This window comes from Algoriphagus yeomjeoni, assembly GCF_049821175.1.
Taxonomy (GTDB): domain Bacteria; phylum Bacteroidota; class Bacteroidia; order Cytophagales; family Cyclobacteriaceae; genus Algoriphagus; species Algoriphagus yeomjeoni_A.
On sequence record NZ_CP187512.1, the window covers coordinates 4,746,048 to 4,758,749 of the forward strand.

Here is a 12,702-nt window from a genome sequence, read left to right on the forward strand (position 1 = left end):
CTAGGTTTACTATACAATCAAATAATGGGACTATTTAATCCTTGAATTTAGAGAAAAAGTATCTTCTATAGACGATTTGCCCTTGTACCAAATGGTCTCCGAACCTATTGAAATTAACATTTCCATCCAGATTATCCGTAAAAGTAGTCAATAAGGTGCCTTCCAAAGCTATATCCGAAAAAGCATTTAGCGAATAGGTAATCCCTCCTCTGAGCGGTACATAGCCAGTTGTTATTTTTTCACGCTGTGGCACTTCATCCTTACTGAAGGATTTGGTTTGTTTGGTATTCACCGCCATTACTCCTATCCCAAACCCTGCATAGAAATTAAACAGACTCCTATTCATGTGGTTTCCAAAAGGCACAATGTAAAAGCTAGGCATCAAGTCAAAATAGTATGCTGAGCCGACCGCAGTAAATGCTGAATTATTTGCAGCCCAGATGTCGGTGACAGCTTTGCTTGGATCACCTCCACTAGAAATCCATTGTACGCCACCGGTAGCTTTCACCTCAAATCTGTCATTTAGCCTTTTGGTTAATGAAGCAGAAATAGAAGGCTTTATCTCAAAATTAATTGCTCGGTATTGTCCACCATTATCCAAATAGGCAAAGGAAGGACCTATGCCTATGCTTAGAATATTATCTCTTGACTCCCTTTCCTTATAAAAGCTTTGGGCAGGTAAATTTATACTTGCAAAAAGAAATAAAACTAATGCGGAAAGTTTGAATAAAGTTGACATAATAGCGGCTCCTAAATAAGTAAAATGACCTTAGGGTAGGATTTGATTGCAAATTTGGCAACAAATATGCCAATCCCCTGCATAGAATTATATTTAAAACAGGGAAAAGGGGAAAAAAGTATATTCTGAATAATAAATTAGGCCCCTTCAAACGCTTTTTTAATGTCCTCTTCTGTAGCTTTTAGCTTACTTCTACAGGCTTTTACGAGCTCAGCTGCTTCTTTGACTAATTCAGAAAGTTCGTCAACACTTTTCTTGCCTTCCTCTAGCTCAGCCAAAATTGTTTCCAATCTGCTCATGGCTACATTGTATTTTAACTCACTCATTTTTCCTCAATTTGTGTAATAGTGCTACTGATTTTTTGATTGGAAGTGTAGGTTTGCATTTCCTCACCAAGTTGGAGCTTTACTGTTCCCACAGGTTTTCCGTTGATTTCTGTTCGGGTATAGCCTCTGGCAAAAATAGCGGCTGGATTTAACTGGCGCAGGAGTAATTCCTTAGCTTCTAGCTTCTGATTATGCTTTTGTAAAAAACTATCCAATCCCCGAACCATATTTTTCTCAAGAGATGCTAAATTATTTTCTTGGATCTGCAGGATATTTTTTCCTGAGATTCTAATGCGACTAACTGAAGAGTTTAACTTCTCAGCCTCAAGTTTCATTCTTCCTTCTGAAATTGCCTTTACTTGATGGGCTACTTGCTGGATTTTGCTTTGTTCTTCACTTAGCTTTTGCCGGGTCGCGCGATCAAGTCGAAGCATGGCTAATCCTAAGTTCTCTTCAAATTCCCGGAAACCAGAAAGTAAAAATTCAGCAACTGCAGTAGGGGTTTTAAGCTTGGTATGTGCAACCAAATCGGCAATACTTTCATCTCTTTCATGGCCAATTCCCGTGAGAACAGGCAAGGAGAAATTTGCAATTTTGGCGGCAAGTCTATAATCGTCGAAACAATCCAGATCCAACTGAGCACCACCTCCTCGAATCATCACCACGGTTTCTATTCCCAATTCCTCTTTTACAGCATCTATTTCATCCAAACTTTTGATCAAAGATGCCACAGCTTCATTTCCCTGCATGGCTGAGGGGAAAAGCTTGTGATAGACTTGGTACCCGTAGGCGTTATTTTCCAATTGATTTACAAAGTCACCGTATCCAGCCGCAGTTGGACTGCTGATAATTGCGATTTTTTGGATTACAGCAGGAAGGAGATGTCTAGCGTTTAACTTAAGTATGCCTTCTGTGGTAAGTCTATCGATGGTTTCTTGGCGAATTCTTGCTCTTTCACCCAGCGAAAAGGAAGGGTCGATATCCTTTACATTGATGCTTAAGCCATAGACTGGATGGAAGTTGACCGCTACTTGAGCGAGTACTTTCATGCCGTTTTTGATACTGGATCCTGTGATGGATTCAAATCTTGCCGCTACAGCCCTATAGGCAAAAGACCATAGGTTTGCTTTAATCTTGGCCTGAACAGTATTCCCCTGCTTTTCTACCAGTTCAAAATAAGCATGTCCTTGAGGTGCCTGCCGGAAATCTGCGATTTCGCCGATCACCCAAATCACCGGATCCAACTCCGTCTCCAAAGCCTGTTGGATCAGCCTGTTGAGTTCGGATATAGATCTGGCATTTTGCATGTTTATTTTAGATTTTGGAATTCTGATTTGATCCTTTGGTTCAGGCTCAAACTTGCTCGAAGCATAGGTAATCTTACTTGATCATCACAGATCCCCATGTGGCAAAGCAAGTTCTTGATCCCTACAGGATTACTTTCTTCGTACATAAGGCCGTTCAGAGGTAAAAGTGAGAATGCAGCGTTCAGACTTTCTTCTTCAGTACCATGGCATAAAGCCTTGAAAGTAGCAGGAAGAGCATTTGCCATTACTGAAATGATTCCTGATCCACCTATGCTATACAGCGCTTTGGTCATCAAATCATCGCCAGATACCAACAAGAAATCCTTTGGCATGTTCGCTGCGATCTGCATGCACTGCTCCAAATTCCCGCTTGCTTCTTTCATTCCGATAATATTAGAATGCTCGGCTAGGCTTAGTGTTGTTTCAGCCGTGATATTGGACATAGTCCTACCAGGGATATTATATAATATTACCGGGACTGGACATGCGTCTGCTATTGCTTTATAGTGAGCAATAATTCCTGCTTGGGTAGGTTTGTTGTAATAAGGACTAACAGAAAGTATAGCGGTAATCCCCGAAAAATCCGTTTTCGAAATATCACTCAATACGGACATGGTATTATTTCCGCCCATTCCATAAACCACTGGTACGCGGCCTGCATTGTATTCAAGACAGGCGTTTAACACTTGTTTTTTTTCAGAAGTAGACAGCGTCACGGTCTCTCCAGTAGTACCCAAAACCACCAAATAGTCCACTCCACCGTCGATAACATGATCGATAAGACGTTTTAGTCCATCGAAGTCAATCGAGTAATCATCATGAAATGGGGTGACAAGGGCTACGCCGGTTCCTTTAAGTTGGTTCATGGTTTATTGGTTTGGGAGGCTAAAGATAATGGGATGATAGGAATTGACATTCTGTTTTTTGAAAAAAAGGGTTTTCTAGTATTCAGTCACAGTTTCCAGTCGCAGTTGGGGGATCACTAACTGAGACTGCGACTGATGACTGTAATCTCTACATACCTATCATCTTCAAAAACTCATCCTCGCTAATCATCGGCACGCCCAGTTTCTGAGCCTTCTCCTTTTTACTTGGACCCATATCTTCTCCCTCGATGATGAAATCGAGATTTTTGGAAACGGAAGAAATATACTGGCCACCATGCGCGATGACGGCATCTTTGATCTCATCTCTTTTAAAATGCACTAATTTTCCGCTAGCTAAAATTCGCTTGCCTTCCAGCGAGTTACCAAGTTTGACGGATTCGCTTGCGTCCACTTCGAAATTCAGGCCGAAACTTTTCAGTCGAGTGATGATCTCTTGGTTTTTTGGCTGCGCAAAAAAGTCCTGAATACTATGTACTAGCGTTTCGCCTACACCATTGATATCTAGCAACTGCTCGGAAGTAGCAGCTTCCAATTTTTCAATTGTTCCAAAATGTCTGGCAAGCAACTGAGCTGTGTTTTCTCCGATATTTCGAATACCCAAAGCGAAAAGAACTTTCTCGAAAGGTTGATTCTTAGATGCTGAAATTCCTTCCATCATGTTTTTGATGACCCCATCTTGGAAGGTATTGGCTTTGAGCTTTTTGATTCGATCGGTTAAATCCTGATTGAGGTCCAGATTGAGCTTTAACAAAATGCCGTGCACAGTTCCTTCCTTTTTACTGACTTCTAGCACCTGTTGGAAATCCACTTTTCTGCTTAGAAAAAGATCCAGAACTACAGCAACTGGGACATAATCTTCGAGTTTAGGAAGGTTGTGATCTTTCAGGTTCGAGATCAGGTAATCTATCATTCCAGTATTGGAAGGGACTTTTTTCTTCCATTTTCTAATTTGATCCTGGAAAGCTCTTAGTACTTCTGCCAGTGGCAACTCGGTGTGTTCGACTAGAAAATCATGAACTTGCTTAGAAGTAATTCCTTCTGTCAACGCATAGAGTGCTTTTTCTAAGGTTATATATAGTATGCCATCTCCCTCAGTCTCATATTGATCCTGCGACATTTCCAGCCCGAGCAATTCCTCTTTTTTTGCTTCCAAAGCATAAATGTCCGATGGGTCAATGATGAATCCCTGATCGATCAAGGCTCTGATTCGCTCCGTTCCCATGGAGTCGATATCCATCGCTCGCTTCGAAACAAAGTGTTCGATCCTTCCCAAGACCTGAGGTGGGCAGGATTCCGCATTTGGGCAATAATGCTTGGCTTCGCTTTCCTTTCGCTCCAGCTCAGTTCCGCATTCAGGGCAGTGGGTGATATAGGAAATAGGTTTTGCTTCGGTACTTCTTCTTTCGGGATTAACTGCTGTGATTTTTGGGATGATTTCTCCACCTTTTTCCACAAAGACAAAATCACCTTCATGCAGGTCCAAGCGCTCAATTTCATTTGCATTGTGGAGGGAAGCCCGCTTCACTGTGGTGCCTGCCAAACTCACTGGAGAGAGATTTGCAACCGGAGTGATCGCGCCTGTTCGCCCCACCTGATAAGTCACAGATAGCAGTTCTGTCTCCGCACTTTCTGCCTTGTATTTGTATGCGATTGCCCAGCGAGGATTTTTGGCAGTAAAACCCAATTCCTCCCGCTGATCGTAATTGTTGACTTTCAAAACCACTCCATCAGTATCCACTGGAAGCGAAAAACGCTTTTCTTTCCAATCTTCTATGTATTGGATTACCTCCTGAATGTTTGCAACTTTTCTATAGGTTTGGGAGACGTTGAATCCCCATTTTTCTATAAAAGATATTGCTTCAGAATGCGTGTCTACACTCAAGTCATCTCCTAATAACTGATAGAAATAGCAATTCAATCGACGCTTGGCGACTACCGAGGAATCCTGCATTTTCAGTGTGCCTGAAGCAGCATTTCGGGGATTTGCTAAGAGCGCATCTCCGGCTTCTTCCCGTTCCGCATTGATTTTCAAGAATTCCTTTAATGGTAAAAATATCTCTCCTCGCACTTCGAAAATTGCTGGAATGTTATCTCCTTTTACTTCCAAAGGAATATTACGGATAGTGCGCACATTAGCAGTCACATCATCTCCTCGGTATCCATCGCCCCGGGTAACTGCCCTTACCAAACGTCCATTTTCATAGACCAAAGAGATGGCAACCCCATCGAATTTCATTTCACAGAAATACTCGAACTCAGGATGTCCAAGCCCCTTCACCACACGCTCATCAAAGGCAATTAGCTCTTCTACTGAATAGGTGTTTCCAAGAGAAAGCATTTTAGTGCTATGCTCCACCGTTTGAAACTCCTTAGTTATTGCGCCTCCAACTCGTTGACTGGGGCTATCTGGGTCAAGTAAATCTGGGAAGCTTGTTTCTAAAGCAATCAGTTCTTCCAAAAGCTTATCGAACTCATAGTCAGAGATCTCAGGGTTACTTTCCTGATAATAGAGATTATTGTGGTGATTGATTTCCTGGCTCAGTTGGGCAATTCGCTTTTCGGCTTCCTGTGGATTCATGGCTTCTATTGAAAAATTAGGGCTTGTAAAAATAGGATTTCGATAGGGAAGGCGCAATTGAATTTTCGGCTTTCACGTTAGGTTGAATTTTTTAGCCACAAAGTGTTGCATGGAAACTTACAGTTATTAGAAGTTGGAAATAGTCGAAAGGTGTATTTTAACAGTACAAGTAGCCAAACTAGTTATATTGTTTATCCTCCCATTTTTTTAAATCTTTGCTTTATCTATTTATCCCCAATTACCCATGCCTAATAAGGCCAATATTGAAAGCAAGATCTTGGATGCAGCCTACAAACTATTTTTGCAAAAAGGTTATCGGCATACCACCATGGATGATATCGCTCAAATGCTTGGGATGAGTAAGAAGACACTTTATAAGTATTACCCAGGAAAGTTTGAATTGCTGGCGGCTTCCTTTGAAGTGACCAAAACGAAGCTTACAGCCAAAGTGGAGGCGATTGTAGATAATCGATATATTTCTTTTCCCCTGAAGCTGAAATCTACTTTGACCGTGATGGCTTCTTTGCTGGGGCCGATTAATCCTGAGCTATTTGAAGATTTGCGGGAACATGCGCCGGAGATCTGGGAGGGTTTGGAGGAGTATATTAAGGAGTCTGCTTATACCCGATTCAAGCAATTGCTGGATCAAGGGATTAGTGAGGGTTTGGTTAATCCTGCTGTTAATGTCAATTTGGTGGTGATGCTATATGCCACAGCGATACAATCTCTTATGGATCCTAAGTTTACAGCACAGTTTCCCGAACCTATCCAAAAAGGAATGAAGATTCCTCCTGCAGATATCTACGATCAGGCAATCACTATTATTTACAACGGTATTCTAACAGATGAAGCACGCAATGAATTTGCAAATGCCTAAGGTAGCCTAAGTCTGATTTCCCTATCTTTGCACCCTAATTCTGCATTGAATTTTAAATTTCAAAGCGGGGTTTACTATTTCGAATCTTAGATTAGACATGAGCAATACCAATTTCAAAAGATATACCATTACTTCTGCGCTTCCTTATGCCAATGGCCCACTTCACATTGGTCACTTGGCTGGTTGCTACATACCATCAGATATTTATGTGCGCTACTTGCGGAGCTTAGGCAAAGACGTGGCCTATATCTGCGGTTCGGATGAGCATGGAGTAGCGATCACAATTAAAGCCAAAAAAGAAGGTAAAACGCCACAGGAAGTGGTGGATCACTACCATCAGATCATGAAGGGGAGTTTTCAGGAGTTTGGGATCAGTTTTGATCATTATTCCCGTACCTCTGCACCGATTCATCATGAGACTGCTCAGGGATTTTTCAAGGACTTGTATGAAAAAGGTGAGTTTCTCGAGCAAAGTACTGAGCAATACTATGATGAGGAAGCAAACCAGTTTTTGGCGGATCGTTATATTGAAGGAACCTGTCCTAAATGTGGCAATCCAAATGCGTACGGAGATCAGTGTGAGAAATGTGGTAGTTCCCTGAGTCCAACAGATCTAATCAACCCAAAGTCAAAGCTAAGTGGGAGAACTCCAGTATTGAAAGAAACCAAGCATTGGTTTTTGGACTTGGCAAAATATCAGAGTTTTCTAAAGAAATGGGTGCTAGAGGATCACGCTGACGATTGGAAAAATAATGTGTTGGGACAATGCCGCTCTTGGTTAGAAGCTGGTGATGGTTTGCAGGCTAGATCTATGACCCGTGATTTGGACTGGGGAATCAAAGTGCCATTGCAAGACGCGGAGGGTAAAGTACTTTACGTTTGGTTTGATGCTCCTATAGGATATATTTCTTCTACCAAGGAGTGGGCTACGGAAAAAGGAGTCGATTGGGAACCGTATTGGAAAGATAAAGACACCAAGCTGGTGCACTTTATAGGCAAAGACAACATCGTATTCCACTGCATTATTTTCCCTGCTATTCTGAAAACGCATGGAGATTATATCTTGCCAGATAATGTCCCCGCAAATGAGTTTTTGAACCTTGAAGGGGATAAGATTTCTACTTCACGGAACTGGGCGGTTTGGCTTCATGAGTATTTGGAAGAATTTCCTGGTAAGCAAGATGTGCTTCGATATGTGCTGACGGCAAATGCTCCTGAGACAAAGGATAATGACTTTACCTGGAAGGATTTCCAGACTAGGAATAATTCAGAGCTAGTTGCGATTTACGGCAATTTCGTGAATAGGGCAGTGGTTTTGACACATAAATACTATCAGGGAATCATCCCTCAGCGCGGAGAGTTGACTGGCTATGATCAGGAGGTTTTGGATGCGTTGGCAGAATTTCCTGAGAAAATTGCAGCCTCCATCGAGCGTTATAGATTCCGTGAAGCATTGGGAATTGTGATGGATTTGGCTCGTCTTGGCAATAAATACCTAGCGGACACAGAACCTTGGAAAGTCATCAAAACTGACGAGACCCGAACTGCAACCATTCTAAATATTGCCTTGAATATTGCTGCAAATCTGGCGATTGTATCAGAGCCATTCTTGCCATTTACTGCAGGGAAACTGGTTGAACTTTTTGGGATGGAAAAGATAGATTGGTCCGAAGCTGGTCAGGAAGAACTCCTGAAAGCTGGGACTTCCTTAGGCGAGATGGGGCTACTTTTCGAAAAAATCGAAGATGTAACCGTAGAAAAACAAGTACAAAAATTATTAGATGCCAAGAAGATGAATGAAGCTGAAAATGCACCCGTAACACCTATGAAAGAGATAATCACTTACGATGATTTTGCGAAGCTTGATATGAGAGTAGTGACAATTTTGGAAGCGGAGAAAATGCCAAAATCCAAGAAGTTACTGAAGCTGAAAGTAGATAGCGGGCTAGGTGAAAGAACAGTCCTTAGTGGTGTGGCTGAGCATTTCGAACCTGAGTTTTTGGTAGGAAAGCAAGTAACCATGTTGATTAACCTTGCTCCACGTAAGATGATGGGTATTGACTCTGAAGGTATGATTCTAATGGCCGAGGACAAAGACGGCAAGCTGAAGCTGATGGTGCCGCATGAGGGCACAGCTAGTGGATCGGGAATTTCTTAAGTAGCAAGTATCTAGACTTGAGAAATTAGATTTAAGAACCAAGAGCCGAGAACTCGGATATGTATTCGAATTTCTTGGCTCTTTTTTCTTGATTCTAAAATCTATAATCTTGATACCTGAGTCTAGCTACTAATGTTTAGTGAAGCGGTCTCTTCTTTATCATCCCACCCTTTGTATCCTTGATAGGGTATTGAATCACAAATGCTTTAGCGTCAATTTTTTCGATTTCCACCAGCATTTTGGTGACTTCCAGTCGGGTGATTACGCAGAATAATACTTTCCTGTCTGGAAGTTGGTTGGCTTTGTCGCCATAGCCTCCATCTGATTTTAAGACAGTGACTCCACGTCCTAAATCAAAGGAAATCATTTGTTTGATGGCTTCATTGTGCGAAGACATGATCATTACCCCTAGGTATTCTTCCACTCCATTGATGATAAAGTCAACTGTTTTGGAAGCAGAAAAATAAGTCAGCATGGAATACATGGCTGTTTCCAAATCCACGAAAATCGCTGCTATTATAAATAGGCATACGTTGAATACGGTAATAAAATCACCAACAGTTAAGCTAGATTTTCTACTTACGGAGATAGCCAGAACTTCCGTTCCATCGATTACAGCCCCTCCTCTGATGGCGAAACCTATTCCACTTCCCAAGAAAAAACCTCCAAATACGGCTATCAATAATTTATCTGCAGTGATGGCTGGGACTTCAATAAAATGTACGAGTAGAGCCAAACCAAAAATTGCCAACGTACTCTTAATTGCGAATGGAACAGATACCTGCTTTGCTCCCAATAAGATAAATGGCAAATTGACTAAAATGATTAAAGCTGAGAGGTTTACTGGAGTGAGCATTTCCAAAAGTAAAGACATACCCATTGCTCCGCCGTCGAAGAAACCATTGGGAAGTAAAAATCCTTTCAAGCCAATACTTGCCATCACTACCCCTATAGCGATGAATAGTCCATCTTTGACTTGTCTCCAAACCGTAATACGTTTCACAAGAGAGTTGTCCTGTATTTTTAAAAGTCGCTTAACCATGGTTCGAAATTAGAGTTTTTTAATCAACTGTTGTCTTTATAAATTTTCCCATCCCAAAAATTAATACTTACCTTAAGAGAGGAAAGTGAGGTGGGTTTAATGTTGATCTAATTAAGGAATTGGTAATTATTGAGCTGTATTATTGATTATCCTTGTCGATAATATGGAATTTGATAAAAATACGCACCTATTTTATTATTTTTTTTGACAATTAGGCTTTTTAATCTATCTTTTTGAGGCTTGTTTTATTTTAGATAAACTTATGAAGACTGACGGATATAACGCAGGAGAGCATTACGATGAAATGATCTCTGAAGACGGGAAGATTAGAGATCATTATGATGAATTTTATAGTCATCTGAAAAAGACGAGCTCTAGAAAAATGAATCATCTCCAACATTCTGCAAACCAAACGCAGCGATCCATGGGGATGACTTTTAACGTCTATCACGATAATCAAGGAATGGAGAAAATCCTCCATTTGGATATTATTCCGAGGATTATTCCTAATTCAGAATGGCAAAAGTTAGAAGCTGGTTTGAAGCAAAGAACTCAAGCACTTAACATGTTTTTGCAGGACATCTACAATGAGCGCAAAATCCTTAACGATGGAATAGTGCCATCAGAGCTTATTCTGAAAAGTAAGGATTATCTGGAGCCTTGCATTGGTCTTACTCCTCCAAAAGGTATTTGGTGCCATATTACCGGTACTGACTTGGTGAAGGCAAAGGATGGAGAATACTATATTTTAGAAGATAACCTAAGATGCCCATCCGGGGTTTCTTATATGTTGGAAAGCCGTGAGATAATAAAACGTGTGTATCCTGATATATTCAATCAGAAAGGAGTGATGCCGGTTTCCAATTATCCTACGAAACTTTTGAAGATGCTTCAAAACCTGTCAGATAAGCCAAAACCTGTAGTAGGAGTTCTGACACCAGGAATATATAATTCGGCTTACTACGAGCATTCTTACCTGGCCTTGCAAATGGGGGTAGAATTAGTAAATGGCGAGGATTTGATTGTTGAAAACAAAAGGGTCTATATGCAGACTACCAAAGGCTTGCAGCAGATAGATGTCCTGTATCGAAGAATTGACGATACGTTTTTGGATCCAGAGACCTTCAATCCAAAATCAATGTTAGGAGTTCCTGGATTATTCGAAGCATACAAAGCTGGAAATATAGCCTTAGCAAATGCTCCTGGGACAGGTGTAGCAGACGATAAGGCGGTTTATGCGTATGTGCCAAAAATCATCAAATACTACCTTGATGAAGAGCCTATATTGAATAATGTACCAACCTATCTATGTAGAGAGAAGGAAGACAGACAGTACGTACTTGATCATATTGAAGACTTGGTGGTGAAAGAAACCAATGCTGCAGGTGGCTACGGGATGTTGATTGGTCCAAAAGCTACGCCCGAGGAACATACCAAATTCAGGGAGTTGGTGAAGAATAACCCAACCAATTACATTGCTCAGCCTACCTTATCACTGTCAACTGTCCCAACTTTGACTGATGAGGGCATCAGTGGGCGGCATGTGGATTTGAGACCTTATATTTTATATGGTCAAGAAATAGAGGTGATTCCTGGCGCGCTAACCCGTGTAGCACTAAAGAAAGGATCATTGGTAGTGAATAGCTCCCAAGGTGGAGGAAGTAAGGATACATGGGTTTTATATTAAATAAACAGAAAGCATATGCTAAGTAGAGTAGCAAATAGTATTTATTGGCTGGGAAGATACCTGGAGCGGGCAGAGAACTATGCGCGATTTATAGATGTTAATTTCAATTTGATGCAAGATCTGCCTATAGATCTAAAGGAGCAGTGGCATCCTTTAATCGCGGCGACTGGTGACTTGGATCTTTATGAGAAGAAATGTAAAGGCTATGAGAGAAATGAGGTCTTATTCTTCTTGGGCTTTGACGCTGAAAACCCAAACTCCATGCTCTCTACCATCAAAAATGCCAGAGAGAATGCGAGAATAATTCGAGAAAATCTAAATAAGGAAACTTGGGAGAAAGCCAATGAGCTCTACTATATGATGCAAGATGGCTTAGAGAAAAAGGTGTGGAAAAAAGAAGATCCAAGACCATTTTTCGAAAAGGTGAAAAATCAGATTTTGTTGATCTATGGCATAGCCGACAGCAGTGTGGCTAGGGTAGAAGGTTGGTATTTCAGACAGCTGGGTCAATACCTCGAACGTGCAGATAAAACTTCCAGAATATTGGATGTTAAATATCATATTCTTCTTCCATCAGACCAGCAAGTCGGGACGCCGCTTGATTTTCTTCATTGGATGGCTTTGCTCAAATCAGTGACAGCCTTCAATACCTACAGAAGATTATATGGAAATATAGAATCAGCAAACGTTGTAGAATTTTTAGTGCTGAATAAATATTTTCCAAGATCAATTTACTATTGTATTAAAGAAGCCGAGAAATGCCTTCACAATATTTCCGGAAATCTAGGTGGGGGATATATGAATTCATCCGAGAAGGCAATCGGTGAATTGCGTTCGAAGCTAGAGTTTGCAGAAGTAGGAGAGATTATAGGGTTTGGCCTACATGAATATCTTGATAACCTTCAATTGAAAATCAATGCTATTTCCAATAATGTGGATGCCAATTTCTTCAGGATCAGAGATAATCATACTCATCAAAACCAAACCCAGACACAGAGTTGATAGGTTCTGATAAAAGCTTTTTCGATAAGTATAAAAAATGCCCAAACAAATTGCTTGGGCATTTTTGGTTACTAGACCTATCGGTTATTCAATTAACCT

Annotated in this window: 10 protein-coding genes; 4 read left to right on the forward strand and 6 right to left on the reverse strand. The window is 41.0% G+C overall.

Features of this window, described 5'->3' with window-relative positions; genetic code table 11:
* Nucleotides 1-34 precede the first annotated feature (34 nt).
* The 5 genes from ACPUEN_RS19680 to ligA form a co-directional block, all read right to left on the reverse strand.
* Nucleotides 35-739: a hypothetical protein gene (locus ACPUEN_RS19680; protein ID WP_425637631.1), complete on the reverse strand. Its 705-nt coding sequence runs from the start codon at nucleotides 737-739 to the stop codon at nucleotides 35-37.
* 137 nt (nucleotides 740-876) lie between these two features.
* Nucleotides 877-1,065 carry an exodeoxyribonuclease VII small subunit gene (gene xseB / locus ACPUEN_RS19685; protein ID WP_111612923.1) on the reverse strand — a complete coding sequence of 63 codons (189 nt, stop codon included), beginning with the start codon at nucleotides 1,063-1,065 and terminating at the stop codon, nucleotides 877-879.
* Complete coding sequence (gene xseA, locus ACPUEN_RS19690; RefSeq protein WP_425637632.1) at nucleotides 1,062-2,372, reverse strand: exodeoxyribonuclease VII large subunit; 1,311 nt, start codon at nucleotides 2,370-2,372, stop codon at nucleotides 1,062-1,064. The genes xseB and xseA overlap by 4 nt, the downstream gene beginning before the upstream one ends.
* Nucleotides 2,373-2,374: 2 nt before the next feature.
* Nucleotides 2,375-3,238 (reverse strand): 4-hydroxy-tetrahydrodipicolinate synthase, encoded by an 864-nt coding sequence (dapA, locus tag ACPUEN_RS19695; protein ID WP_425637633.1) that lies wholly within the window; start codon nucleotides 3,236-3,238, stop codon nucleotides 2,375-2,377.
* A gap of 148 nt (nucleotides 3,239-3,386) precedes the next feature.
* On the reverse strand, nucleotides 3,387-5,837 hold the full coding sequence (ligA, locus tag ACPUEN_RS19700) for an NAD-dependent DNA ligase LigA (RefSeq protein WP_425637634.1): 2,451 nt from the start codon (nucleotides 5,835-5,837) through the stop codon (nucleotides 3,387-3,389).
* Between the two features lie 244 nt (nucleotides 5,838-6,081).
* Between ligA and ACPUEN_RS19705 the strand changes: the two genes are divergently transcribed.
* Together ACPUEN_RS19705 and metG are read left to right on the forward strand one after the other, a co-directional pair.
* A complete protein-coding gene (locus ACPUEN_RS19705; protein ID WP_425637635.1) occupies nucleotides 6,082-6,714 on the forward strand; it encodes a TetR/AcrR family transcriptional regulator in 633 nt (210 codons plus the stop codon).
* A gap of 97 nt (nucleotides 6,715-6,811) precedes the next feature.
* Nucleotides 6,812-8,872, forward strand: coding sequence for a methionine--tRNA ligase (gene metG / locus ACPUEN_RS19710; RefSeq protein WP_425637636.1), 2,061 nt, complete (start codon nucleotides 6,812-6,814; stop codon nucleotides 8,870-8,872).
* Between the two features lie 136 nt (nucleotides 8,873-9,008).
* Here the strand turns inward: metG and ACPUEN_RS19715 are convergent, their stop codons facing one another.
* Nucleotides 9,009-9,914, reverse strand: a complete 906-nt coding sequence (locus ACPUEN_RS19715; protein WP_111612913.1) for a YitT family protein — start codon at nucleotides 9,912-9,914, stop codon at nucleotides 9,009-9,011.
* Nucleotides 9,915-10,176: 262 nt separating this feature from the next.
* On the opposite strand from ACPUEN_RS19715, the gene ACPUEN_RS19720 reads away from it, so the two are divergent.
* Together ACPUEN_RS19720 and ACPUEN_RS19725 are read left to right on the forward strand one after the other, a co-directional pair.
* Nucleotides 10,177-11,601: a circularly permuted type 2 ATP-grasp protein gene (locus ACPUEN_RS19720; protein WP_425637637.1), complete on the forward strand. Its 1,425-nt coding sequence runs from the start codon at nucleotides 10,177-10,179 to the stop codon at nucleotides 11,599-11,601.
* A 15-nt stretch (nucleotides 11,602-11,616) separates the two neighbouring features.
* Nucleotides 11,617-12,603: an alpha-E domain-containing protein gene (locus ACPUEN_RS19725; protein WP_111612911.1), complete on the forward strand. Its 987-nt coding sequence runs from the start codon at nucleotides 11,617-11,619 to the stop codon at nucleotides 12,601-12,603.
* The last annotated feature ends 99 nt before the right edge of the window (nucleotides 12,604-12,702 follow it).